Below are 26206 nucleotides of genomic sequence, written 5' to 3'. Positions count from 1 at the left end.
AGCTCTTATGACGACGAAAACGGAAGCCAGGAAAGAAGAAAGGTCTTCATGGTGCTATCATGACGACGAAAACCGAAGCAAGGAAAGAAAAAAGGGCTTCATATTAGTTCACAAATCATGTTCAATAGGAAACACGTGCCTCACAAACAATTATCTAAAAGATGATTTGTTTAGTACCTAAAGGAAAGTGTGCTCAAAGAGGGAGAATGATTCTCCTGCTTTTTTTTTAAAATCTATAGAAAGTCGCTTAGAGTTTAACTATAATAATAGAAACTTTTAACCGAGGTGCAGCATGATATTAGGGAAAATCATTAAATTTTACAGAGAAAAAGCAGGCCTTACACAGGGGCAGCTGGGAGAAGGGATTTGTTCCGTTACCCATTTAAGTAAAATTGAACGGGGAATCACCGAATATTCAGGGGAAATTACACTTCTGCTTGCCAAGAAACTTAACATTAATCCTGAAGATGAAATGAATCGATATCATGAGCTTTCCAAAAGGCTGAATGAATGGCATGAACACATGATTATGCAGCGTATTCATGAATCAGAAACACTTAAAAACGAACTGGAAGAAGAATCACTTATCCATATGCCAGAATTTCAGCTATTATATTGCATGCTTTCAGCGAGATATTACTTATCTGTGAATCAATTGGATTCAGCTTATAAGATCATACAGGGAATTCAAAAGAACGATACGGCACTTTCACCCCATGACCATAATATGTTAAAGCATATATTGGGAATTTACTATTTTCTAACCGGGCAATATCGTGATTGCATCAGCAGTTTAACTTCAATCGACCAAGACCAATACCATCATGAAGAATATTATTATCATTTGGCGATTGCCTATCATTCAATCCATTCAAATATTACAGCCTACTATTATGGTAAAAAGGCTCTTCAATATTTTCAGCGAACCTTAAACATCCTGCGCATTATTGATACAGAAATGCTTTTAATTATCCAGCTCAACTCAAAGGAGCTTCATGATTTCTTTGAGACGAAAGAAAAATATGAACAGCTCATTAAATTATGTGATGCCTGCAATTCAGGTGACAGGAAATCCAAGCTCTATTATAATCTTGGTTTTGAATACTTTCGTCGAAAGAAATATCCGGATTCAGCTGCTCTCTATAAGGAAGCACTTAAATTAACGGATAAAAACGCCCCTCATTACTTAACAGCCTTGGATGGATATTTACATACCTGCTTTAAAGGCAGCCTGGAATCCCGTGCAACGTTAATCGAACTAGCGGAAAAAGGGCTGAAGCAGGCAAAGGAAATGGATTCTTACACGCTGATCAATTTTCAGCTGCATCTTCATTTGCTAAAAGATGAAGAAGAAAATTATTATCAACTAATAGAAGAGTCAGCCCTCCCTTTCTTTAAGAAAATTGGCTATGGCATTTTAATCGACCATTACGAGAGAAAGCTATTTCATTATTACTCTAAAAAGGGAGACGACCAAAAAGCATTGGAATTGGCAAGCTCGTTTATTGGCAAGCAAAAAAGCTACTATGATTATGACTAGAAAAATAGGCTTGTTCACCTGTGTCAGCCGGTAACAAGCCTTTATTGTTGTTTACCTTATCGCCCCATGCGGCAGCACAGCATGGACTCCTTTAACCCCATTTACCACCTGTGTAATTCTCAAATCAACCGTTACACTTGCTAATGCTAGTGCTTCAGCTTTTCCAAGCCTATGTGTCTCCTGGATCCATTCCACCATTCCATTCAAAGCATCAGCAGCTGCAGTATTCAAATCCTCATGAAAACCAAATGTAATCCAGCCTGAAGGAGTATTGGCTGTTGGCAGTTTTAAATGCATATCTTCTCTAACCGTTAACGTAATATCAACTAAATCCATTGGACATTCGATGGCTGTCCCGGATACTTCCCCGTCTCCCTGTGCCGCATGGCCATCGCCAATGGAGAAAAGAGCTCCTTCTACTGAGATCGGCAAATATAAGGTACTTCCTCTGCCAAGCTCTTTGCAATCAATATTACCGCCGCAATATCGTGGTGGAGAAGTTGAATGAACCCCTGGCTCTGCAGGTGCAACGCCCATCAATCCGATGAATGGATTAAGGGCTACATGAAATGGACGGCCTGCAATCTGGCTGGTCCCTGTCATGGTGACCGGATTCAGTTCCCAATCCAATTGAATTCGCTCTCCGCCAGTTAAACCAAGCTGATCGTTCTGCCAGCTTTTATTGCCTCCAGCCCAATTTCGTCCATACCATCCAGGCACTACATCATTAAGCTTTACTTCCAAAACCATTCCAGGCTTGGCCTTTTTGATTTCGATAGGTCCTACCATCGGATGTCCAGGCTTCTCCTCATTCTCTTTTGAATGAAAAACAACGCGCTCTTCATCCATTGTGCCAGAATACCCCCATTGGATATCTGGCGTTTGAAGCCGGAGGGAATCTCCCGAATCTATTGTTAAAATAGGCTGGTATTCATTGCTGAATGAACCGTGAAGATGCTGATCTTTTATGGAAAGTGTATGAATCATAAATGTTCTCCCCTTAAACGTTTATTATGTACATTTCTTAGCTTTGATTAGTAATCTAAGCAGTCTTATTTCTCAGCACATTATTTCGATGCTTTTTATTAAATAATGTTGTATTCGTGCCTACATAAACGCCTGTTAAAACGAAGCCTGCCCCAATGGCATGAGCCAATGTGAAGGTTTCACCCAAAAAGACGGTAGCCATAATAACAGCAGAAACTGGCATCACATTGATAAAAATAGAAGCCTTGGCTGCACCCACTTCTTTAATTCCGTTGTAATACATAACAAAGGAAACAACTGTAACGAAAATGCTCATATGAGCAATAGCAGTCCAAGTTATCATGCTGGCTTGCTGGACATCCTGCCAAGATGTCTCAGTTAAAGCAAATGGCATCAGAAAGACTGTTCCGTATGCCACTGCATAAGTGGTGGATTCGACTGAGCTAAATTTCTTTAGTACGATTTTACCCACGACACTGTATAGGGCCCAGCTCACAACAGCTCCGAGCAATACAAAGTCAATTGGTTCAAAACCGAATTGAAAAAGGGTGAGCAGGTGACCGTCCGTAATGATAAAAGCAACCCCTGTCAAAGCAATTCCCATTCCAATGATGTTGTTTCTTGTAATCTTCTCTTTTAAAAATAACCCTGATAAAAGCACGATTAGCACTGGGTTGGAGGCAATAAATAAAGAGCTTTTAATAACCGGTGCATGTTTGGTAGCTAAAAAGAAACAGATATTATACAGGGCAATTCCGGTTAAGCCAAGAACAGCAAACAAGCCATGATCTTTTAATGAAGGTTTCTGCCGATCCTTTTCCATGATCCACATAAGCGGGAAAAGCAGGAGAGCAGCTCCCAAAAATCGCAGAAAAGCTACCGTAGCGGGCTCAAAGCTTTGTACAGCAAACTTTCCGGCAATAAACGCACTGCCCCAGGTGGCAGTTGCTAATGTCAGCATTCCATATGTAAGCCATAATCTCTTTTTCAAATCTTCGCCTTCTTTTTAATTTTTTATAAATAGTATTATAGCATCTTTTTCGGAACGCGAAATAGTTATTTTTTTCGATAAAGGCAAGCATTTAAATATAGGAAAAAGGGAGGATGAATGATTGCTTTATTTTTCAATTCTTTGTCGGTTTAAAGGAGAAAAGCATTTGTTGTCCTATATTTGTACTATAAAAATAGGAGAATAACCAAAATCCTGTACTTTTAATTGGCTGAAAATTCATACTTTCAACTCTATTAATAGTCAAGATCTTCTTATACTATTCTTTTAGAGTCCCGAATGAAAACGGGACTACATTAAAGGGGTGAATACATATGAAGAAGATGAACATTGCAGGGAAAGCCAGCATGCTGACAGCCATATTTGTATTGCTGTTCTCCACGCTTTCCTTCGCGGCGACAGTTCCAGGAGGACCATCAACAGAAGGGAACACAAACATTAACAGCATGCTTTCTTATGAGGAAGTTGTTAAAACTCTCAAAAGCATTGAACAGACAAGCAAGGGGAAAGTAGAAGTTTTTACTTTGGATCGCTTCGGAAAATCAGAGCAGGGCAGAAGCATTTATGCAGCAAAGGTAGGGACTGGTGAAAAAAAGATCTGGATTCAGGCACAAATCCATGGGAATGAAAAACTGGTAACAGAGGCAGCGCTGCAGCTGTTAAAAACTTATGCCAGCAACAATTCAAAGGAAGTTCAAACAGTCCTGGAAGAGTCCACTCTTTATTTTATTCCAATGTATAATCCGGATGGGGCGGAAATGAATACCCGCGGCACGAAGATTATGGAAACTGGACAATTACTTGATTTAAATCGTGATTGGGTGGAAGGCGGCTTTAAAGCTAAAGAATCTGAAGTGGTTTATTCCTATTGGGCAGAATTGAAGCCGGACTTCGCCATTGACTTGCATCATCAGGGATTAAAGCAGGTTTATGGTACGAATGAAGCGACTTCTTTCTCCCTTGGGGTCTCTCTTGCTCCGAATGGGCCAACATTGCCTGGTTATAAGAATTACAATGATGTAACCAGACAGATGCTTGCATACGTCTATGACGAAATGAGCGGATATGGCTATACTCATATCGACCGTTACCAGATTGTTGATAGTGAAAACCAGGTTGGCTACGATATTGATATTAAAGGCGGAGTTGTGTCAGCGATGATGATGGGATTGAATTATAACGGTTTGAACCCAGACCATTACAGCCATCCGGCAGTGTTTTTTGAAACAAAAGGAAATTCAAGCGATGGCAGCCTTGGCCAAAAATCGAATGGATACTTAACAAAACAAAACTATTTAGCCTTAAAATCCCTTGTTTATGGATATGTGACAGGAGAGGTCAATGAAGTGGATCCAGAACATTGGAATGATATACCGGCCTATCCTTTAGCAGGTTACTGGACGGATTATAACGGTATTGTTCCTGTTGGGGCATCAGGGTTTTAAGATAACCCAGAGAATAAAAGTGACGGAAGCTGGTATTTATGCCAGCTTCTTTTTTACTTCATTTATTATTCTTCCTCTTTTCATTTTCACCTACCATATTCTTCACGTCTTCTGTCATTTTATCAAAGGTCTGATTTACCCGATTCATTAACACTTCCTGATGAGTGTCGCTGTTCTGAAATTCATTTCGATTTTTAGCCATGTTGTTCACCTCCGTTAATAATAGAGTTTGTATAAGCAACCAAAATATTCCTCAAATTAATATGGTTTGCATGAACCCTTAATGAATGCTTTTTAGTATGATTGTAAAAAGGGTCTTTCGAATATATATGTGTCTGCAAGGGTACATAATGAAGTAATAAGCTTAACTATATTAATATTTCCCTTTTTTGCATTCATTGTTTACACTAAGAATAATTATCATTGCTAAAAAAATATAAACATTGCAAAATAGCGGTTATCAGATAGAACACTTTACATAATATCGTTACAGGAGAGGAGGGGAAGCAGGTAATGTGGCCTTTTTCAATGAACAAAAAAAGCAAAAAAATAGTGGACGCAGCTAGTTATATATCAGTAAAGGAAACGACAGAAGAAGCTGAAATCGAAAAAATGGTTTCCAAATTGGAAGATATCTTCTACAGTACTTCAAAGGAAATTGTTATATTGTGTATTGGTTCTGACCGTTCGACAGGAGATTCACTGGGCCCTATGGTTGGAAAACTTTTAGAAGAACGGAATATTTCTTACCCAGTGTATGGAACCCTTAAAGAGCCGGTCCATGCTTTAAATATCAAGAAAGTTCTAAAAAAAATACATGAATCCCATGAGGATCCGTTTGTATTCGGGATTGATGCCTGTCTGGGGGATGAGCGGCAAGTTGGCTATATATTAATGAGAGAAGGCCCATTTATTCCTGGGAATGCTGTCAATAGGGTTTTGCCAAGTGTGGGGGATTACCACTTGAAGGCGATCGTCAATACGCTAGATCCTTTATCCCCTGTCCATTCCTTAAACAGTACTCGATTATACACTGTTTTAAAGCTGGCTGAGATTATTAGTGAAATTATTGCACGAGTAGCTGGGAATGACAGAATATCAAGAGGGAATGAAGAGAAAAGTATTTTTGGTTAAAACAACCAGAAAAATTGCTGTTCTGGAAATAGGTAAGTTATAATCAGTATAAAGTATACCAAGAGAAAGAGGGAACTTGATGGGGAATAATTGGACGGAGGATAATTTGATCTCTATTCGCGAGAGAGTTTATCTTCATATTAAAGATTTAATATTAGATGGTGAATTTAAAGCGGGAGACCGGCTGGTGGAACGGGAACTTGCAGAAAGGCTGAACATCAGCAGGACGCCAATTCGCGAAGCGCTTTTTCGGCTGGAATCCCAGGGGTTTGTCAAAACCGTGCCAAGAAAAGGGGTTATCGTGGCAGATATTTCTGAAAAAGAAATTATAGAAGTATTCACGATCCTTTCTTCTCTTGAGGTTCTAGCTGCGAAACTAGCAGTGCAAAAGCTGGATGATGAGACGAAAAGCAAGTTCTCAGCAAGCATTAAAAAGGTTGAAAATTACCTGAATCATCCTGATGAGGATGCTTCCGACCTTCATAGGGACCTGAATCATCTCCTATACAGCTCTGCAAAAAATGTAAAGCTTTACGAAATGCTAAGCGGACTATCCGATTATATCCGGGCTTTTGCAAAGATCGGCCACAAAAACCCAGGCAGGGCGAAACAGTCAATGGAAGAGCATTTAAAAATTATGGAAGCGATTGTCAATAAAGAAATAGAAATGGCAGAATATTTAACAAAAATACATATTGAAAACTCTAAAAAAGCATATGTAGAAGCCGTTCAGCCGAGCGAAAAGAAAGACTGAGAAAGAGCAGTATATGCTCTTTCTTATTTTTTAGGCCTCATGAACTACGATAACCCAATTATGTACTTGTACTGCATCGCTTTCATCGTTAATCCACTTGCTTATTCCCATATCAGCTTTGATCGCTCGAAATCGTCGTTAATCCGTGCGATTAACTCCCAAATCAGGAGTGATCGCCTGAAATCGTCGTTAATCCGTGCGATTAACTCCCAAACCAGGAGTGATCGCCTGAAATCGTCGTTAATCCGTGCGTTTAACTCCCAAAACAGGAGTGAATGCCCCGAAATCGTCGTTAATCCGTGCGATTAACTCCCAAATCAGGAGTGAATGCCCCGAAATCGTCGTTAATCCGTGCGGTTAACTCCCAAAACAGGAGTAAATGCCCGGAAATGGTCGTAAATCCGTTCAATTAACGACCAAAACAGGAGTGAGCGCCGTCAAATGGTAGTTAATCCACTCGATAACTACCATTACAGTAGTAATCAGACCGAAATCGTCCCTCAATGAACTCCAAAGCTGCTAAATTCAATAATACCCAGCTTTTTATACTCCAATTACCAAAGGTGAAGTTAAATTTTTTAATACTTTTGCCACACTCATGGCTACAATCGGACTGGATTTAGGGTTTGTTTCATAAGGCACATTTGAAACGGATATCTCAGTTTCGCCAAAATAGCCTTTCGCTTTGATGGTATGAGTATTTGTTTGAATGGTCGGATCAGCAAAAACCTGTACTTTTGTGTTTTCAAAGCCGACACCGGCAAGACTTAAAGCCGCTGAAACATTTACGCTTTGCGGGAATAACTTCGAGGATTCACGTGCGTTGCCTTCATAAATGCAAACTGGCTCGGTTAAGGTTGCTAGATCTACTTTTTCCTCTGCAATTGTACCTGCCCAGCTCCTCGGGTGTTTCCTTGTTATAAGGGTTATCTCTTCGATCTCACCCAAAGCCCCGGCAGCGATTCGGTCCAGTCCGGCAATGGCTGCAGAAGGAATAAAGATTTGCTGATTGTACTTTTGGGCCGTTTCTTGAAGATTTTCAAAGAAATCCGTGTCTCCCAGCGCCCCAACAGAAAGGATAATAAGGTGGCTGCCGCTTGCCAGTGCTTTCTCCCCGTACATCTGTAAAGCTTGATGACCTGCTGCTTCAATGACAATATCTAAATCCCCATTAAAAAATTCTTCTTCATCTGCAGTAAAACCAAATGTTTGCTGAGATGCTTTCATAGAATCTGTTTCTCTTCTAACAAGTATTGTTTTTAATTCAATATTGCCGGCCTGGTTTCCCTCTATTAACTCTGCAATGCCTTTTCCAAGCGTACCATAACCGATGATTCCAGCTTTTAACATATAGGACACTCCTTATTTTATGTATTCTATTAATATGGTGAAAAGGGGAAGCAAACGCATTTTTTGGTATACGATATACTATATACAAATTTACCATTGATTCTATCCAAATACAGATTAAAATGCAAGGTATTTTCAGGAATTTGCTAAAACATCTAAATTTTCAAAATTATTTGCACAATATACATTTTTAGTGTTATTATAGTATACAAGTTATTAATAGTGGCAATGGGAGGTGATTAGCAGGTAGGGTCTTACCAGTTTCAAGAGTAGGTAAAAAGCAAGCTGAAATCATTATAATAGTTGTACAGTAGAATGAACCTTCATGAGCTACTCGAAAGAAGGCAACATGTTTTTTTAACCATAATTGGTATACAATCCACCAAATGCAGTATGCTATTTGGTAAATTTTTCTTATCCTCCTGGTCATATTTTCTAATTGTGAGAATGAGGTATACATAGACAGCTAGATCAAGCATAATCATAGCCTCTTTTCAACCAGAATTTTACAATCTATTTGCTTTTCTTAATAGGGAGTTACATTTCATAAAAAAATGGAGGGGAATTAATGGAATTAACATTTGCTCATTGGGTATATGCACTTGTAACTGTGTCAGTTATTGCCACGATGCTTTTTAGGAGAGGTGTTGTGCTGCCGGTTATTATGGGAACATTCTTAGTGGCAGTCATTTATAAAGGAAATTTGATATCAGGTTTCCAGGCCGTTTTTAACGCGAACCTCCTGGCAGCAAAAGAGCTTTTTAGCATATTCTTAATCATTTCCCTCATGATTGCCTTACTTAATTCTTTGAAAGACTTGGGAGCTGATAAGAAGCTTATTGGTCCGATTGAAAAAATCATGGTGAATGGGCATGTTTCGTACCTTGTTTTAATGGTGACAACATACGTCATTTCATTATTTTTCTGGCCAACTCCTGCGGTTCCGCTTATTTGCGCCTTGCTGGTTCCTGCAGCGGTGCGTGCTGGTCTTCCAGTGATGACTTCCGCGATGGTTATTGTTATCGCAGGCCAAGGTATGGCTCTTTCTTCAGATTATATTATGCAAGTAGCACCGATGCTAAGTGCCAAAGCAGCTGGCATTGATAAAGTGTTAGTTGCTGATAAAACGTTAGTTCTTTCATTGATTACTGGAGTAAGTGCACTTGCCTATATCTATTTTGCTCATAGAAAATCAATCGTCAAGAATGATAACGCTGAATCGGGGCTTAATCCTGAAGATGCAGCTTTTTTCGGTGTAGCCAATGAACTTGCTGCAACAGCAGAAGAAAGTGCTGAAGCGATCCAGAGAAAAAATACATGGGGAAAGGTATTTGCTGTTTTAGTTCCTTTATCCATGCTTGCTGTTATGATTTATATGTTCCAATCAAAATTAACTGGAGCAACAGGCTTTGAAGGAACAGATGGAGCTGCATTTATCGGAGGGGTTGCAACACTTCTGTTGGTGCTCGCGACCATTGCATTTAACCGCATCCATGCTTTAGATAAGATTAGCGATCATTTGACAGAAGGTTTTGTGTTTGCGTTCAGGGCGATGGCACCCGTTATTCCGATTGCCGGATTCTTCTTTATGGGAAGTGCAGACTTCACAGGCACAATCCTATCATTAGATGAAAGCGCTGCCAAACCGGCATTTTTGTTTGATATGATCCAGGCAGGCCAATCCTATATTCCCGAAAATGCATTTATTGCAGGTTTTGGTATTTTAATTGTTGGACTTATCACAGGATTGGACGGTTCAGGCTTTTCTGGCCTGCCATTAACCGGTGCATTATCTGGTGCATTGGCAAATGGAAGCGGCATCGATCCTTCCACATTGGCAGCGATTGGACAAATGGGTGCCATTTGGGGAGGAGGAACAATTGTTGCATGGTCATCCCTTGTGGCAGTAGCAGGCTTCCTGCAGCTTTCTCCGCTCGAATTGGCCAGGAAAAACTTTATCCCGGTTATCACCAGCCTATTCCTCGCAACTCTAATTGGAATACTAATCTGGTAAAAGTATAATCAGCATGCTTGAAAAATAGAGGGCTATCCTGCAAAGTTAGAAATAATCTAACTGAAGGAAAGCCCTTTTTATAGTTAAAAGTGTTTAGCAGATAAGGAGTGATCTAGTGAAGAAACTCAAAGTTGCCTTGGCGGGCATTGGAAAATTGGGTGCAGCTATGATGGCGCATTGGAATGAAGAAAACATCCAAATAGGTATCTATCATCCAAGCAGGACGAAAGCCGAACAATTTATTCGGCGTTTTCCAAACGGTTATTTATTAAATGAACAGGATCTGAGAGAGGTGGATATCCTCATATTGGCTTTGCCGGCCGGCAAGGTGATTCCCTTTATGGAAAACATAGCAGCTGAAGCACTTTCTTCCTCGGTAATCTTTATCAATATGGCTACAGCTCTGCCTACAAAAGTAGTCTGCAAGAGATTCCCGTCTTACAATGTGTATGGCATAAAATATATGGGCCATTCCAGAGATTTATTGGAGCATGGAAATGGATTGTTTATTACCGAGGAGCATTTGCCAGAACAAGTAATGGAACTATACAAACCATTGGGAAAAATCAATAAAGATGGCGAAGACAGATTAGTTGAAATTAACAAACTGGCTACCTATTATGCAGTAAAAACGGCAGTGGAAATCGAAAAAGACTTCACCAATAAAGGCTACCCGTCCGCTTATATAAAAAGGGCACTCACATCACTCGCTCCTGAAGTCATCCGCTCCTATAGCGAAGGCAATTTGGGTCATTTTGCACAGGAGATTGTGAGAGAAATAAAAGAAAGCAGTGAAAAAGATGCTGATTGACTACATCAGCATCTTTTTTTGCCTTTGAGCAATCATATTCAGCCCGGTTTTCGGATATCAACAAAAACCAGGCATATCAACGAAATCACGGATATATCAATGAAAAGCAAGCATATATCAACGAAAATTCATTTTTATCGGCCAAATCGATAAAAAATCCCCCTGCACCTGCAGCGGGGACCCGGAAATCTATTAACTTAACAGGCTTTCTAATAAGAATAAATACAGCATAACACAAGCAACATATATAGCTGCAAATGGCATATTCCAGTTGGACACTTTATAGGAATTGACTTTAATAATGTTTGACATAAGGCCCAGCGTAGCATTATAAGGACCTACCAAAAAGGAGGAAACAGCTCCTGACAGCATCGCGACTGTCAAAATGTGCGGAGAGATTCCGATTGCATCCGGGTTAACACCTTCAATCATTAAAGCGAGTGATACTGCAGGGTGAAGGCCTAAAAAGGCCAGTCCCAAAGGAATGAGTGGCAGGATAATCAGAAAAATTTCCACTCCTGCAACGTCAATAAAAGCTGCAATCCAGCCATACAATTTTTCATTGAAATTGGAATAATTAATAGCTGAAATAAAAAATCCGGTAGATAGAAAGATGAAGAATTGATCCTTCATGCTCATAGAAAAAGTTTGAAGGTGTTCAATCAGCTGATTGCCAAATTCTTTTCCTTTTTTTAGGAAGAGGGCCCAGCTAAACGCAAATGGAATGACAATCAATGAGACAAGAATTAAGAACGGCAATGAGAATTGAGTTTCTGCAAGGGAAACAATAAGATTAAAGATAGCAATTGCAACCAGAATTTGAAAAACCCGGCCAGGCCGCCCCGCAAAGCCTCCTTCCAGAGCTGCTGCCGTTTCATGTACGGATTTTTCAGTGGGTGGGATGGCCATCGTTTGGGATTTGCGGGAACCAATAAACCAATCCAATCCTAATCCCAACATGCTTAACGGAATGACATAGGGAAGGATGGATCCCCAGCTAACTCCAGTCATTGTAATAACAATCCCAACAATGGGTGTAACAGGAGCCCATAATAAAGGCATGGCAAAACCTCTCGAGATCGCCCTGCTCATAAACCGCTCCTTATTCCGGACCGGAAAGCTTCCCAGCGCTGGACGTATGGAATAGTATGTCATGGGAAGCGTTGCAAGGTTCATAAAAATGCTAAAAAAGTAAGAGATACCGGAAGTCATCATATATAAATGGCCGGAAGTCTTTACTTTTTTCTGAATAATCGCCTGTATCCCCTCGCCATATCTCCCAATCCTAATGGGAATTCCCAAGATAGGTATTAAAGTAAACATGGTAAGCAAGTCAAGCATCGGTCCAAAAGCAAGGATATAATTTTGCCACTGTGAGCCGCTTGTCCAAAGCAGCAAAACCCCGAGCCCAAGGAAGATGCCCCCCAAGACTTGGACGAATCTCTTTGCAATCCTGAATGTCAAAACAACAATAATGAAACATAAAATGGAGAGGAGGGGACCGATCTTCCATTCAGGCATTAGAGTGGACAGCAAATATAGGCTAATGACAGATAAAAATAAAACTCTAAGCATATCAGACACCCTCGCAATCATTAAAGAATCCTTCATCTTATAATATCGTGAATGAAATATCTTTTGTTAAGGGAAAAGAAATTAAAAACCCTTTTTAAATTAAGGTTGTATACCAAAATGTTTATTTTAAAGGTTTAATTCACCAATTTGCCATAAATTAAATAAAATTATGGTATTTGGTATACAATTTAGTTGTAAACCAGTAAAACTCATTATATAATAATGATAACAGGAAAGAAAAAAAAGGAGGAAATCCCAATGTTCAACTTTCTATTTGGTTCTAAATATGCAGTTGAAAAATCCGAAAGAAAATTAGCGCGATTGAGAAAGACATTAAAATTCTAACCAGGCCGCCATCCTTGGCGGTTTTTTATTTTACAGAGACCTTTGAAAGTTCATAGTTAGTATATAAAGCGATCCACTACAAGATATTCCGCTGAACCATTCTCTTCCTGAACAACAAACCCGGAAGAAGAGAAGCTTCCTCCGGGTTCAAAATCTTCTTATTAAAAGAGGTTTACACAGCTACTTCATCAGACTTAACAAGCTTGGAGTGGATAGAGTCCTCACTGTTGCCTGAAGCTTTTACAATCTCATCTAATTCCTCGCGGGCTGCTTCAAGGGTTCCAAATCGCTCAAAGAATTTCACACCGATATGGTTAACATATTCTTTTCCTTCATATTCTTCAAACAACTGGATTTTCATATTCTCATCTAAAACCTCTGCGATCGTGTATTTTGCCTTTAATTTATCGAAGAAATAAAAATGATAGGTTTCAACCGGCTTTAAGCCCTCATTTTCTAGAATCGTTTGGAAGGTATCTTTATTTGTTAAAACAATATATTTTCCCATATTTACCACTCCTTTAATATTTTTAGAATGCGCAGGTGAAAAAATGTCTCTCCTAATATGTATGCTTCTCGCATATCTCCTCCCGTCTGGAATATTGTATACCATATATCTTAAATGTATTTTATAACAAGGAGAAGAAATGTTCAATGATATATTCTAAATTTTTTAATAATTCCGTTAAAGTGATAAAAAATATATAATGATAGCCGGTTAAAATTAGGTGTTGATTTCCGATCAGACACTAGCTTTCCGAGGGCTACTGAGAGCTCCTCGGCGTTCTAAGCCTGCGGGGTCTCCCTTGGTTCGCTTGTCCCGTACCTTCCCCTCAAGTCAACACGATTCTAAATCAGTAGATAACTTATCACAGATAATAAATTAGGCTGTTTTCTAAAAGATTGTTGTTTTTGAATAGATTTATGAATAGAACAATAAATAATGTTGGTTGATTGGAGCGTAAGGTGCGAGACTCCTGCGGGAGGAGTGGGACAGGTGAGACCCCACAGGCGCAGCGCGCTGAGGAGGCTCACCGCCTACCCCGCGTTCGCTGAGCAGCCTGGAGCGGAAATCAACCTCTCTACAATATTTGTTTAAAAAGCAACAAAGTTTGCGAAAACAGCCTAAATTAAAAAAATCCTATTTGCCAATCTTCCAGAAAGGTTGTATACTTTTTGAAAGTATCTAAATTTTTCGAATAAACTGAAAGGGGTAATGATATGCCAAAGGTTACTCTCCATGTTGATGGGAAGAAAGTGGAACAGCAAGTAAAAGATAATGCAAATTTAGTAGTATTAGCGGGGATCCGCCAATTCCCAGAGTTAAAGTATGGCTGCGGAATGGGAAGATGTACAAAGTGTACTTGCGTTGTTATTAGCGGGGGAGAAGATTTAGCACCGCCTAATTGGAAAGAGGAAAAAATGCTAGGTGACAAGGTGAATGAGGGCTACAGATTAACTTGCCAACTAACAATTCAGAAGGATATTGAAATATCTCAGGAAAATATCTCTGTAACTCCGCCAAAGAAGACAACAGCAGCTATTACGAAATAGTTTTTTATTTTTTAAATTAAATGGTATACAAAATACCTTAGAGTAGCGGGTGATTATTAAATGAATTGTTATGATCTAACGAAAATGACTTGGAAAGAAGTAGAAGAGTCATTACAAACAGTTGAAATTGCTATTATTCCAGTCGGTGCACATGAACAGCATGGGCCGCATATGGCTGAAAGCTGTGATGCAGTGCTTGCGGAGAAGATGGCAATAAAGCTGGGAGAAAGAATGTTTCCATATGCCATTGTGACTCCTGTTGTGAATATGGGGGTATCCGAGCATCACATGCATTTTCCTGGAACAATCTCACTGCAGCCAGCAACCTTGATTGCTGTTTTGAAAGATATGGTTTCGTCATTGAAGCAGCATGGTATTAAGAAGTTTCTATTTCTAAATTCACATGGAGGCAACCAATCTACTTTGAATCTTGCCGCCATGACGATTACAAAAGAATTGGATGTTGAAGTCTACTATGCAAAAACAACCGCATCAGCCAAGGAGTCAATTGGGAAATTTGTAAAATCGCCTCTTTTTGGTCACAGCTGTGAGCGTGAAGTTTCAGAAGCTTTGTACCTGGCACCTGAACTGGTCAGAACCGAACTATTAGAAAAAGGCGATATTCGAGAGGATGGAAGATGGAAAAGGCTGCGGCCTGGCAAAGCGGTCCAGGGATTCTATTTCTATGAGGAAATGACCCAAAACGGATGTATTGGAGATGGCAGACAGGGCTCTAGGGAAATTGGTAAGCAAATTGTAGATGAAGCCTTAAAGAATCTTACTGAAGAACTTTCCGAGCTGCTTGATCTCAAAGCTGAACTGCTATATTAATTCTAGTTCTCAACAGAAACTTTAATTAATCTTTAAAAAATTCTAAAAATTGTGTTTACAAGTGAAAAAGAATAGGTTATTATTCAATTAAGGTATACCAAAGACCAAAAAAACAAGAAGAATAGAGGTTGTAAAATAGCAACCTATTATTTTTTAAAAGTTTTGGTATACAAAATATCAAATGCCAATAGGCTACATAAAAATCGAGGAGGAGTTTATACATGCCAGAATTATTATCTAAAGATGAATTTCGCAAAGAACTAGAGGAAGCGATTAAAGGAAATCATAGTCAGAAAGCTCCATTTACAGTAGCTTGGGCTGAAGGAAAGCTTGAAAGAAAGCACTTTGCAAGATGGGCTGAAAACCATTACCACTATGTAGGACCTTTCGCAGACTACTTAGCGTATATCTACCATAACACTCCATCAGATCCAAAATTCGAAGCAGCAAAAGACTTCACACTTCAAAATATGTATGAAGAAGAAATTGCTGCTGACCGTCATACAGACCTGCTGATTCGCTTTGCTGAAGCTTGCGGAACAACTCGTGAACGCGTCATCAATCCTGAAAACATGGCTCCAACAACATTAGGTTTGCAAAGCTGGTGCTACGCAGTGGCTGCTCGAGAAAACTTTGTTGTTGCAACAGCAGCTCTAGTTGTTGGCCTTGAGTCTCAGGTACCTGATATCTATCGTAAACAAACCCCTGCTCTTCGTGCACAATATGGATTTACAGATGAAGAAATTGAATTCTTCGACCTTCACATCGTATCCGATGAAATCCATGGCGAACGCGGCTACAAAATTGTACTAGACCACGCAGACACGCCAGAACTGCAGCAGCGCTGCCTGGAAGTAGTACGTACAGGTGCCAAAATGCGCCGCATGTACATGGATGGCCTATGGAGAGAGTACCTGGAACAGGATTTGGGATCTTTAGTAGAAGCTAAATAAATATGAAATAATTATTAATAGTATTGGCTGTATGAAAGCCAACTAAATGATTTAGCACCCTGTTGATTGAAGTGGAAGGAGTAAGACTCCTGCGGGAGGAGCGGGACAGGTGAGACCCCACAGACGCGAAGCGGCGAGGAGGCTCACCGCCCGCCCCGCGGAAAGCGAGCTCCTGAAACGGAAATCAACAGGCCAAATTACCGGAGCTAAATAACCAAAAAAGACTCATTCAAGTTGAAGAATTTTCAATTCCAGGCCGTCACACTAAATCTTGTCAATCGAGGTCTAAGTGGCGGCTATTTTTATAACTATGAATTTGGCGCAGTAAAGGGAGAAATAAACAGAAAGTAAGGTGATCGTTTTGATTACAACAAAAGTAGAAACATTCCATAACTACATTAACGGAGAATGGCAGGAATCAGCCAGCCAAAAAAAGTTTTATAGCGTAAATCCTGCAAACACTGAAGATGTAGTTGGTGTTTTTCAGGCATCAAATGAAACCGATGTAAAACAGGCAATCGAAGCTGCAAACGAAGCTTTTCCAGAATGGGCAAAAACAGCCCCATCCAAGCGGGCTGCCATTTTAAACAAAGCTGCTTCCATTCTGGAAGAAAATTCGGCCAAATATGCGGAAGAACTGTCAAGAGAAGAAGGAAAGCATGTGAATGATGCTAAAAATGAAGTGTTAAGATCAGCACAGACGCTTCGCTATTATGCAGTTGAAGGCCAAAGCTTCACAGGCGAAACCTTCCCGAATGATGACCCGAATATGAAAGTATCCACGGAAAGAGAGCCGCTTGGGGTAGTGAGTGTCATTACACCTTGGAACTTTCCTATTTCCATTGCTGCCAGAAAAATTGCTCCAGCTTTAATTACAGGCAACACAGTTGTCTTCAAACCTTCTTCAGATACTCCACTAATCGCTGTTCGTCTTGTTGAAGCATTGCAGCAGGCTGGACTGCCAAAAGGTGTCCTGAACTTTGTCACTGGCAGGGCATCTGATGTTGGGGATCCATTAGTCACTCATCCTGCTGTTAAAGCTGTCACTTTTACCGGTTCAACCGCTGCTGGAGAAGATATCCACCGCAAGAGCTCTTTCACTACCCGTACCCAAATGGAGCTTGGCGGGAAAAATCCGCTCGTTGTCATGGATGATGCGGATCTTGACCTTGCTGCGACGTTAACCGTAAATGGAGGCTTCTCCTTAACAGGGCAAGCGTGTACGGGAACAAGCAGAGTTATAGTATTGAAAGAAGTAAAAGAAGCCTTCGTTCAAAAATTGATCGAAAAAACAAGCGCCCTTAAAATCGGCAACGGTTTTGAAGAGGGAGTTAAAATCGGCCCGCTTGCAAATGAAAAGCAATTAAAAAATGTTTTGAAGTATATTGAATTCGGCAAAGAAGATGGAGCTGAACTTGTATATGGCGGTGAACATTTGACCAATGCTGCTTACGAGAAAGGATTCTTTGTATCCCCGGCCATTTTCACCAATGTAAAACCAAATCACCGCATTGCCAAAGAAGAAATATTTGGTCCAGTGATTGCCGTTATCGAAGTAGATACATATGAAGAAGCCATCGCGATCGCGAATGATGTTAACTATGGATTGTCTGCTTCGATTGTGACCAATAATTTAAAAACGGCAAACAGGTTCACAAAAGACATTCAGGCAGGGACGGTAAAAGTGAACCGGACAACGACCGGCAACTTGATTAATGCTCCGTTCGGCGGCTTGAAGCAATCCAGCACGGCAACCTTCCGTGAATCCGGCAGAGTTGGCCTTGAATTCTTCACGCAAGTCAAAACTGTTTATATCGGCTACTAATTAGATAGAAGGAGAATGAACATGAAAACAGCCCTTAAATTGGAACTAGAAGAAGCAAAATTAATGATTGAAGCAGCGAAGGAAAAATCAGCTGAAATTAATGTCCTTGAAACGATTGCAATTGTAGATGATGGGGGAAGCCTGCTTGCTCTTGAAAGGATGAACGGAGCTAGAATCACAGGCCCTGAAATTGCCATTGCTAAAGCCTATACAGCTTCAGGCCATAAACGTTCGACTCATTTATTTAATAAAGAGCCAAACGGCCCGGCACTGCCAGGAAATGAAGCATTCGGCATCCAGCATATGCTTAACGGGAAGTTTGCTGTGTTTGTTGGCGGTTTCCCAATCGTGGTAAACGGAGAAGTAGTTGGAGGAATCGGAATCAGCGGCGGGAATGGCGAGCAAGATACGGCTGTTGGAACCGCTGCTTTACAAGCACTTCAATCTTATCTGGAAAAAGACGGATATGAAGTGGTAACAGAAGCAGACATAAAAAGATAATAGAAAAGGGCCTCATTCGTTATGGCAATAGCGGAATGGGGTCCTTATTCAGTCATAGGAACTTATGAAAGAGGATAGAGAGGGAGGATCGCATGAAACCTTATCTTGAATTGGCGATTGGATTTGCCCGCACCGGTGTGACAGGGTATGGAGGAGGTCCTTCGACAATACCGCTGATCGAATTTGAGGCGGTTAAAAAATATAAGTGGATGAGTGAGGAAGAATTTGGGGAGATTTTAGCTTTAGCCAATACGATGCCTGGGCCTATAGCAACAAAAATGGCAGCTTATATTGGCTTTAAAGTAAAAGGAGGGCTTGGGGCAACCGTAGCAATCCTTACACATATCCTGCCATCCATCATCGCCATGCTTGGCTTGCTGGGCGTGCTTTACTCGTTCCGCCAATCGCCTATCGTAAGCGGAATGGTCCAAGGTGTAACACCTGTTATCGGCTTTATGCTTGCTGAAATGGCCTACCGGTTTTTCCAAAAAGGCAGCAAGGGACTGGGCATGGCGAAAACACTGTTGCTCGCGGCCATATCATTAATCTTTGTCCAGATTATGGAATGGCATCCGGGAATATTGATTGCGGCTGTCCTGATTTCTGCTTTTTATATAGCGCATCGGAAAGAAAAGACTGAGAAGAGTGTTAAGGAAGAATTCATTCCAGTAAGGGAGAAAAGCTCATGATCTATTGGGATATTTTCTGGGCGTTTTTAATTGCGAATTTATTAGGCTACGGAGGCGGACCGGCAACCATCCCGCTGATTCAGATTGAAGTGGTAAACAACAATGGGTGGATGACTCTATCTGAGTTTGGCGATGTACTTGCTATAGCGAATGCTCTGCCGGGTCCCATCGCCACAAAAATGGCAGGCTTTATCGGCTACGAATTAGGCGGGGTATTAGGAGCGGTTATAGCTCTTGCAGCAACCATTCTTCCATCCGCTTTGGCAGTCATTTTGCTGTTTAAGTTTGTTAACTTATTTAAAGACTCGCCTAAGGTCAAACTTATGACGAAGTCCGTACAGCCGATCATTGCTGTACTGCTGGCTGTCATGGCATACCAATTCTTTTTAACAGCGTTTGAAAACAGCGGCGTCCTTCATCTTGTGCTGCTTGCAGCAGTCAGCTATTTAACATTAATCAAGTTCAAGGTACATCCTTCTCTCGTCATTTTTGGCGCATTGTTTTATGGAGGTATTTTCTTATCTTAATCTCTATCGGACTATAAAAAAATAATAGCAGGTGGAAAAATGGAAAAAACATGGGAGGAAAATCAGCTAATATCAATACGCGAACATGCTTATCTGTACTTAAAAAAGTTAATTTTAGAAGGGGAGTACCAGGCTGGCGACCGTCTAGTTGAGAGAGAACTGGCTGCCAAGCTGAATATAAGCCGCACCCCAATTCGTGAGGCTTTATTCCGGCTTGAATCACAAGGCTTTGTAAAAACCGTCCCAAGAAAAGGAGTTGTTATTTCCAATATTTCAGAAGATGAAGTATTGGAGGTATTTACGATTCTCTCTTCCCTGGAAGTCCTTGCTGTAAAATTGGCAGCCCAAAGAATGGATAGGGAAACACAAAAAGAATTGGACCGGAAAATTCAAGAACTGATGGAACTTAATGAACAGGCTGAAGAAAACTTTAATTCTGAGCATATCCAAATGAATAGGCTAATTAATAAAGCATCCAAAAGCCCTAAATTATACGAAATTCTTTCCGGCCTTATCGATTTTATTCATATGGCTGCCAATATGGGTTATGAAACACCAGGCAGAAGGAAGGATTCACTAAAAGAACATATCGATATCATGAAGGCACTGCGTGACAAAGATACTGAAATAGCTGAGTACCTGATGAGGATTCATATTGAGAATTCAAAGAAAGCCTATATAGCCTATATGGAAGGCATTAAAAAGAAGTTTAATAACTAGACTTAAGCAGGCGGCTATCCTGGAGCAGCCTGTTTTCCATATTTTCAGATGCAAGTAGAACAGTAAAAAAATGCATAAAGAAAGGCACTTGTTTAAAAGTTGTTTCTTTAAAGGAATTGAGAAAAGGATCAGTGAGAAATAAAAGTGGTTGATTGGAACGTATGGTTCGAGCATTCTGTAGTGGTAATCACCCCTCTGTTGCCAAAAGTTAAAAAACTACAAAGCTAGGGAAAACAGCCTAAAGAAAAACTTTAATTTTTTAAAAGTTTTATATTGTCTGAATATTATTTATATGGTATATTGTATACCAAGAAGAGAAGAACAAGGAGGAAATCGATCATGCCAAACATCTATTTTGTAAACAGCAATAAGAAATTAGAGGTGCCTGAGGATTCAAATATATTAAGAATGTCGCTTCGTTATGATGGAGAACTTCCAAATCGCTGTGGCGGCGGAATTTGCGGAACATGTGTCTTTAAAGCAGAAGAAGGATCCCAATACCTGGATAATGTCAAAATTCAGGAAAGAAGAAAATTGGGGGAAGAGTGGCTGGAGAAAGGCTATCGTTTAGGATGCCAGACATTTGTCACAAACGGTGATATCGCCATCTCCTGGGACGAGGAAGTAACCAGCCAGGTGAAAAAAAGAAAGCCGGATAAATTAAAGCCGACTGTATCTGCAAGCAATTGATATGCCGGCACATTTCAATCTGTAATAGACGTATCTAAACTTGCCTATTACAGATTGAAGAGTTTAAAAGAATACCAAAAGAGGGTGAAATAATGTGGGTTTGCAATAGTCATCTAAAAGAAGTTATACAATTATTGAAAACGCCTCATATTCGAAAAGCTCCGTACCAAATCAAATGCTCGCTTTGTGAAAATCATGCTTTTGCCAAAGTTTATTATACTCACCGCTCTTTCAAGTTCACGAAAAAGCTTTATTCTTCATTAAAACAAAGTGTTTCCCAGGAGGCTTAGCAATGGAAGGATTGAAAAAGGGCATTGAAGAAAGATTGGAAGAGTTAAATATCCAGCTTCCTGTTCTAGTTGATGTCAAGATGCCGTTTGAACCGGGGGTTATCTCAGGAAATATGGTCTTCCTATCCGGTCAAACGCCAAGAGTAAATGGTGGCCAGAAGTACACTGGGACTGTTGGAGCAGACATCAGTATCGAGGAAGCTCAGGAGGCAGCAAGAATCTGTACGCTAAATTCACTGGCAGCCCTTAAAGGAATTATTGGAGATTTAAACAAAGTCAAAAGAGTAGTCAAAATGGATGGATACGTTGCTGCAACTAGTGACTTTAAAGACCATCCAGCCGTTATAAATGCCGCATCAAATCTGCTTCACGAAATTTTCGGTAAAGAAAATGGACATGCACGCAAAGCAGTAGGAATGGCTTCTCTCCCAGGAGGAGCCCCGGTAGAAATTGAAATGGTTGTTGAAATTAAATAGCTTTAAATTCTTTTAATGGGCTGCTCAGTAATATGGGCAGCTTTTTATTTTTTGCCTCTTTTCTAAAGGCTCTTTTCGTATAGATTGTTGTTTTTTCTTAAGAACTTTACCCGTTGATTTCCGCTGCAGGCACTCGCTTTCCACGGGGCTACCGGGAGCCTCCTCGACGCTCTGCGTCTGCGGGGTCTCCCTTGGAACGCTACTCCCGTAGGAGTCTCGCGCCTTCCGCTCCAATCAACTCAGTGATTAAACTTGGTTCGAAAGCAACAAACTTTGCGAAAACAGCGTTTCTAAAAACGGAAATCAAACTCCCCCCAATGTTTGTTAAAAAAGCAACATAGTTTCGAAAACAGTCTATTTTTTTAAAATAGAAAAAGGTGTCCAGATATTTTTACCGAATTAATGTAAGAAAGCAATAATAGGGGGAGATTTTATGCAAACTTTAGAAAAAATCAGTGATCGATTTTGGTATCAGACCCCTGTTTCTGAGACAGATAGGCCTATTTTGGGTGCAGTTGTCGGCGAGAATCGAACTTTGATGATTGATGCGGGTAATTCCGAGGAGCATGCAGCTTACTTTTTAAGCGAGCTTGCGAGGCATGATATTCCGGCACCAAGTATGGTTGTGCTGACACATTGGCATTGGGATCATATTTTTGGCTTACCAGCTTTGGATATGGTCTCTGTTTCTTCAAGTCAAACAAAAGCTGAAATGAAAAAGCTTATTCCGTTTGAGTGGACAGATGAAGCATTAGATGACCGAGTGCTGATGGGAGTTGAGATTGAATTTTGCGCCAGCGCGATAAAGAAAGAGTTTGGTATAGAAAGAAATATTAGAATCAAACTGCCCGAGGTGACATTCGAAAAACAGCTGAAAATCAATCTAGGCGGAATTACATGTCAAGTGCAGCATGTTGGAGGGGACCATTCTGCAGATTCTGTGGTTATATATATTAAGGAAGAAAAAATTTTATTTTTGGGAGATGCCATATACGCAAACCTTTATTCTAGCAAATGGAACTACACGTCAAAGCGTATGCTTCAATTATTGGATTCGCTAGATCGATTTGATGCAGATACATATATACTATCCCACTGGAAGGCCCTTTCGAGGAATGAATACCTCCAAGAAGCCAATTTGCTTAGAAAGGCTGCCCAACTAACCGAGCAATTAGAAGGGCATTCAGAAAAAATTAGAAAGGCCTATAAAACGTCTATAAATCGTGAACTGAATGAGAAGGAGCTTGAGACAATAGAGTATTTTGTGAATGGGTTTGAACTCGAAAATGAACGGCAAATTGACAACTAAGATCGTGTAAAGGAGCTAAAAAAATGATAGATTTACTAAGAAAACTTACCAGCTTATCGGGTCCGTGCGGTTATGAACATGCCGTATCCTACTATTTAAAGGAGTATCTGGAGGATAAAACGGACTCCGTCATGATTGACCCAATCGGGAATGTGATAGCAAGGAAGAAAGGTGAGAAGCCTGGACCGGTTATTTTACTAACGGCTCATGTGGATGAAATCGGCTTTATGGTTAAAAAGATAGAAGAAAACGGCCTGCTGCGTTTTGAAAAATTAGGCGGAAACGATGACCGCATTCTTCTTGCTCAGCCGGTGAAAGTGATAGGGACAGAAGGTGATGTGCATGGTGTGATCGGAACAATGTCTGCGCATTATGTAAAATTTGATGACCCAAATAAAGTGAGAAAGCATTCTCAAATGTATATTGATATTGGTGCTTCTTCAAAAGAAGAGGCGGCGGAAATGGGTATTGAAGTTGGAACACCTGTTACCTGGGGTACCGGGTTCCAGGTTTTTGGCCCTGAAAAGAGCAGAAAGATTCGATCGAAGGCACTGGATGATCGGGCTGGGTGCGCTGTGCTGGTACAAGCACTTGAAGAAATAAAAGATGCATCTTTTGCCGGCGAATTGATTTTCCTTTTCGCAGTTCAGGAGGAGGTCGGTTTAAGAGGAGCTAAAACAGCGGCAGAACATTTAAAAGCCGATGCCGCTATTGCTATTGATACGACTGCGGTCAGTGATACACCAGAAGAAACTATGGATGGCAGTCTCGGTCTGGGCAGAGGAACAGGCATTAAAGTGATGGATTTCAGTTTGATTGTACATAAAACGATGAAAGATTTACTGATAAAGCAGGCAAAGGAAAGCAAAATACCTTATCAGCTTGAAGTCTTCCCGGGAATTGGAACAGATGGCGGTGCAGTGGCTTACGCCAATAAGGGAATTCCAACAGGTGTTCTCTCAATCCCTTCCCGTTATGCCCATTCGCCCGTTGAGGTTATTGATTATGCGGACCTTGAAGCCACAAAAGATTTGGTTAAAGCATTTATCTTAAATCTGGAGGAAGATCAAAAATTTCCTTTTTAATTAATGGAGGTTATGATGGAAAAATTCGCCGTTAATATTTCAACCGTTTTTACAGAATTTCCTTTTTTGGAGCGGTTAAAAAAAGCCAGGGAAAATGGTTTTTCATATGTTGAGTGCCAATTTCCGTATGACTGTACAATAGAAGAAATTCAGAGGGAGCTCGAGCAGAATCGGTTATCATTGCTTTTGATTAATTTGCTGCCAGGTAATTGGGAAAAAGGAGATCGTGGCATAGCTGCTAACCCCCGCCGTATTGAAGAGTTTAGGAGATCAGTAGATGAAGCAATCCGTTATGCAAATGCCTTAAAGGTTACAAACATCCATTGTATGGCTGGAATCGTTTCTGAAAGCGATCAAGAAGAAGCAAACCAAGTATATATTGATAATCTTTTGTATGCTGGTTCAAAAATGGCGGCATATGGAATCTCTCTATTAATAGAACCTATCAACCCTTTCGATATGCCTGGCTATTTCTTAAATGATCTAGAACAGGCTGTGGAGATATTGAAAATTGTTGATTTGCCAAATGTGAAGCTTCAGTTTGATTTTTACCATATTGAAAGAATCCATGGAAACCCGCTTTCAATCTATCAAAAATATTCTAATCTTGTGGAGCATGTACAGATTGCAGATCACCCGGGAAGGCATGAGCCAGGTACAGGAGAAATGAATTATAAGAATATACTTCAGCATTTGAAAGATTCCTATAAAGGCTATATTGGCCTTGAGTATAACCCGCAAGGCAGAAGCGAGGAAAGCTTTGAGTGGCTAAAGGAATTAGAGTAGGGAGGATATAGCATGAAAATTGGTTTTATTGGAACCGGAGTAATGGGCTCACGGATGGTTAAACGCATGCTTAATAACGGCTATCAGGTGTATGTATATAATCGGACGATTGAAAAGGCTAAGGCGCTACTGGATCAGGGAGCTGATCATGCTGATTCCATCAGCTCGCTTGCCCGCCAATGTGACGTGATTTGCACTTGCTTATCCATGCCAGGGGATGTTTTGGAGGTTTATACAGGAAATGAGGGCATTATCGAATATGCCCGCCCTGGAACTGTCTGCATTGACTTGACATCAGTAGGAGAGGGTACAAGTAAAGAAATATATGAGCAGGCAAATGTGAAAGAGATCCGTTATCTTGATTCTCCTGTAAGCGGTGGGCCAGAAGGTGCGGAAAACGGCACTTTAACGATAATGGTCGGAGGAGAGAAAGCGGCTTTCGAAAAAATAAACCATATCCTGACGGTGCTGGGTGAAACCGTTGAATATCTTGGTCCTTCTGGTTCAGGCAGCATTGCCAAACTCATCAATCAGTATCTTGTTGCAGTCCATTCTCTGGCAGCATCAGAGGCAATGGTAGCCGGAGCAGCGTATGGTTTAGATTCCGAACAGCTCTTTAACATTTTAAAGGTTAGCTATGGAGATAGCAGGATTTTGCGGAGACATATGGAACAGTACGTATTTGATAGAAATTTCGAACCTGGCGGGGCAGTGAAATATGTCCATAAAGATGTCCGCCTGGCCAACAGGCTTTTGGAGGAAACAGGGCTGATGCAATATACAGGGCAAATGGCAGAAAAGGCTTTTCAAAACGCTGCGGACAAGGGACTTAGTGATCAGGATATGTCTTCTGTCATTCAGACGCTGGAGGAACAAGCAGGAGTGGTTGTTAAAAGAAAAAAATAGATTAGAGCGGGGGCTGAATTGCCTCCGTTTTTATTATTTTCCAAGTGAAATTAGTGACAAGCTGGTCCGAAGCGAACTGACCGATAAAATTAAAAACTGA

General features: G+C 40.5%; 26 protein-coding genes. 20 read left to right on the top strand and 6 right to left on the bottom strand.

What is annotated here, in order from left to right; translation table 11 throughout:
* The first annotated feature begins 292 nt into the window (after positions 1 to 292).
* Entirely contained in the window at positions 293 to 1540 is a 1248-nt protein-coding gene (locus J7I93_RS19710) for a helix-turn-helix domain-containing protein (protein ID WP_214727755.1), read from the top strand.
* A gap of 51 nt (positions 1541 to 1591) precedes the next feature.
* Here J7I93_RS19710 and J7I93_RS19705 read toward each other — a convergent pair whose 3' ends face one another.
* On the bottom strand, positions 1592 to 2527 hold the full coding sequence (locus J7I93_RS19705) for an acetamidase/formamidase family protein (protein WP_214727754.1): 936 nt from the start codon (positions 2525 to 2527) through the stop codon (positions 1592 to 1594).
* 55 nt (positions 2528 to 2582) lie between these two features.
* Positions 2583 to 3488, bottom strand: coding sequence for a DMT family transporter (locus J7I93_RS19700; RefSeq protein ID WP_214727758.1), 906 nt, complete (start codon positions 3486 to 3488; stop codon positions 2583 to 2585).
* A gap of 362 nt (positions 3489 to 3850) precedes the next feature.
* On the opposite strand from J7I93_RS19700, the gene J7I93_RS19695 reads away from it, so the two are divergent.
* Positions 3851 to 4981, top strand: coding sequence for a M14 family zinc carboxypeptidase (locus tag J7I93_RS19695; protein ID WP_214727753.1), 1131 nt, complete (start codon positions 3851 to 3853; stop codon positions 4979 to 4981).
* A 58-nt stretch (positions 4982 to 5039) separates the two neighbouring features.
* On the opposite strand, the gene J7I93_RS19690 is transcribed toward J7I93_RS19695, so the two are convergent.
* Positions 5040 to 5183 carry a hypothetical protein gene (locus tag J7I93_RS19690; protein WP_214727752.1) on the bottom strand — a complete coding sequence of 48 codons (144 nt, stop codon included), beginning with the start codon at positions 5181 to 5183 and terminating at the stop codon, positions 5040 to 5042.
* Between the two features lie 311 nt (positions 5184 to 5494).
* Between J7I93_RS19690 and yyaC the strand changes: the two genes are divergently transcribed.
* Positions 5495 to 6115 carry a spore protease YyaC gene (gene yyaC / locus J7I93_RS19685; protein ID WP_214727751.1) on the top strand — a complete coding sequence of 207 codons (621 nt, stop codon included), beginning with the start codon at positions 5495 to 5497 and terminating at the stop codon, positions 6113 to 6115.
* A 79-nt stretch (positions 6116 to 6194) separates the two neighbouring features.
* Entirely contained in the window at positions 6195 to 6869 is a 675-nt protein-coding gene (locus tag J7I93_RS19680) for a GntR family transcriptional regulator (protein ID WP_214727749.1), read from the top strand.
* A gap of 543 nt (positions 6870 to 7412) precedes the next feature.
* Here J7I93_RS19680 and nadX read toward each other — a convergent pair.
* Positions 7413 to 8219, bottom strand: coding sequence for an aspartate dehydrogenase (gene nadX, locus J7I93_RS19675; protein WP_214727748.1), 807 nt, complete (start codon positions 8217 to 8219; stop codon positions 7413 to 7415).
* A gap of 568 nt (positions 8220 to 8787) precedes the next feature.
* Between nadX and J7I93_RS19670 the strand changes: the two genes are divergently transcribed.
* Together J7I93_RS19670 and J7I93_RS19665 are read left to right on the top strand one after the other, a co-directional pair.
* The gene (locus J7I93_RS19670) at positions 8788 to 10233 is read left to right on the top strand and encodes a hypothetical protein (protein ID WP_214727747.1); all 1446 of its coding nucleotides are present in this window, start codon (positions 8788 to 8790) and stop codon (positions 10231 to 10233) included.
* A gap of 115 nt (positions 10234 to 10348) precedes the next feature.
* The gene (locus J7I93_RS19665; protein ID WP_214988211.1) at positions 10349 to 11044 is read left to right on the top strand and encodes an NAD(P)-binding domain-containing protein; all 696 of its coding nucleotides are present in this window, start codon (positions 10349 to 10351) and stop codon (positions 11042 to 11044) included.
* A gap of 192 nt (positions 11045 to 11236) precedes the next feature.
* Here J7I93_RS19665 and J7I93_RS19660 read toward each other — a convergent pair whose 3' ends face one another.
* Positions 11237 to 12619, bottom strand: a complete 1383-nt coding sequence (locus J7I93_RS19660; RefSeq protein WP_214727746.1) for a hypothetical protein — start codon at positions 12617 to 12619, stop codon at positions 11237 to 11239.
* A gap of 517 nt (positions 12620 to 13136) precedes the next feature.
* Positions 13137 to 13472 (bottom strand): hypothetical protein, encoded by a 336-nt coding sequence (locus J7I93_RS19655; protein ID WP_214727745.1) that lies wholly within the window; start codon positions 13470 to 13472, stop codon positions 13137 to 13139.
* Positions 13473 to 14185: 713 nt separating this feature from the next.
* Here J7I93_RS19655 and J7I93_RS19650 point away from each other — a divergent pair.
* The 14 genes from J7I93_RS19650 to J7I93_RS19585 all read left to right on the top strand — a co-directional run bounded on the left by J7I93_RS19650 (position 14186) and on the right by J7I93_RS19585 (position 26106).
* Positions 14186 to 14518 carry a 2Fe-2S iron-sulfur cluster-binding protein gene (locus tag J7I93_RS19650; protein WP_214727744.1) on the top strand — a complete coding sequence of 111 codons (333 nt, stop codon included), beginning with the start codon at positions 14186 to 14188 and terminating at the stop codon, positions 14516 to 14518.
* Positions 14519 to 14578: 60 nt separating this feature from the next.
* The gene (locus tag J7I93_RS19645; protein ID WP_214727743.1) at positions 14579 to 15349 is read left to right on the top strand and encodes a creatininase family protein; all 771 of its coding nucleotides are present in this window, start codon (positions 14579 to 14581) and stop codon (positions 15347 to 15349) included.
* A 221-nt stretch (positions 15350 to 15570) separates the two neighbouring features.
* A complete protein-coding gene (locus J7I93_RS19640; protein ID WP_214727741.1) occupies positions 15571 to 16302 on the top strand; it encodes an iron-containing redox enzyme family protein in 732 nt (243 codons plus the stop codon).
* A 352-nt stretch (positions 16303 to 16654) separates the two neighbouring features.
* The gene (locus tag J7I93_RS19635; protein WP_214727740.1) at positions 16655 to 18127 is read left to right on the top strand and encodes an aldehyde dehydrogenase family protein; all 1473 of its coding nucleotides are present in this window, start codon (positions 16655 to 16657) and stop codon (positions 18125 to 18127) included.
* A 21-nt stretch (positions 18128 to 18148) separates the two neighbouring features.
* On the top strand, positions 18149 to 18628 hold the full coding sequence (locus J7I93_RS19630) for a GlcG/HbpS family heme-binding protein (RefSeq protein WP_214727739.1): 480 nt from the start codon (positions 18149 to 18151) through the stop codon (positions 18626 to 18628).
* Positions 18629 to 18720: 92 nt separating this feature from the next.
* Positions 18721 to 19317: a chromate transporter gene (locus tag J7I93_RS19625; protein WP_214727738.1), complete on the top strand. Its 597-nt coding sequence runs from the start codon at positions 18721 to 18723 to the stop codon at positions 19315 to 19317.
* On the top strand, positions 19314 to 19844 hold the full coding sequence (locus J7I93_RS19620; RefSeq protein WP_214727737.1) for a chromate transporter: 531 nt from the start codon (positions 19314 to 19316) through the stop codon (positions 19842 to 19844). Before J7I93_RS19625 ends, J7I93_RS19620 begins: the two co-directional genes overlap by 4 nt.
* 39 nt (positions 19845 to 19883) lie before the next feature.
* Positions 19884 to 20564: a GntR family transcriptional regulator gene (locus tag J7I93_RS19615; protein ID WP_214727736.1), complete on the top strand. Its 681-nt coding sequence runs from the start codon at positions 19884 to 19886 to the stop codon at positions 20562 to 20564.
* 339 nt (positions 20565 to 20903) lie between these two features.
* Positions 20904 to 21254 (top strand): 2Fe-2S iron-sulfur cluster-binding protein, encoded by a 351-nt coding sequence (locus J7I93_RS19610; protein ID WP_214727735.1) that lies wholly within the window; start codon positions 20904 to 20906, stop codon positions 21252 to 21254.
* Between the two features lie 292 nt (positions 21255 to 21546).
* Positions 21547 to 22020: a RidA family protein gene (locus tag J7I93_RS19605; RefSeq protein WP_214727734.1), complete on the top strand. Its 474-nt coding sequence runs from the start codon at positions 21547 to 21549 to the stop codon at positions 22018 to 22020.
* Positions 22021 to 22453: 433 nt separating this feature from the next.
* Entirely contained in the window at positions 22454 to 23329 is an 876-nt protein-coding gene (locus J7I93_RS19600) for an MBL fold metallo-hydrolase (RefSeq protein WP_214727733.1), read from the top strand.
* Positions 23330 to 23352: 23 nt separating this feature from the next.
* Positions 23353 to 24414, top strand: a complete 1062-nt coding sequence (locus tag J7I93_RS19595; RefSeq protein WP_214727732.1) for a M42 family metallopeptidase — start codon at positions 23353 to 23355, stop codon at positions 24412 to 24414.
* 15 nt (positions 24415 to 24429) lie between these two features.
* Positions 24430 to 25200, top strand: coding sequence for a hydroxypyruvate isomerase family protein (locus J7I93_RS19590; RefSeq protein ID WP_214727756.1), 771 nt, complete (start codon positions 24430 to 24432; stop codon positions 25198 to 25200).
* Between the two features lie 12 nt (positions 25201 to 25212).
* Positions 25213 to 26106 carry an NAD(P)-dependent oxidoreductase gene (locus tag J7I93_RS19585; RefSeq protein ID WP_214727731.1) on the top strand — a complete coding sequence of 298 codons (894 nt, stop codon included), beginning with the start codon at positions 25213 to 25215 and terminating at the stop codon, positions 26104 to 26106.
* Positions 26107 to 26206: the final 100 nt, after the last annotated feature.

It is taken from the genome of Bacillus sp. ISL-47 (genome assembly GCF_018613175.1).
Classification (GTDB): Bacteria; Bacillota; Bacilli; order Bacillales; family Cytobacillaceae; genus Cytobacillus.
The sequence above is the reverse complement of the archived record's forward strand: the minus strand, read 5'-3'. Positions and strand labels throughout refer to the sequence as shown.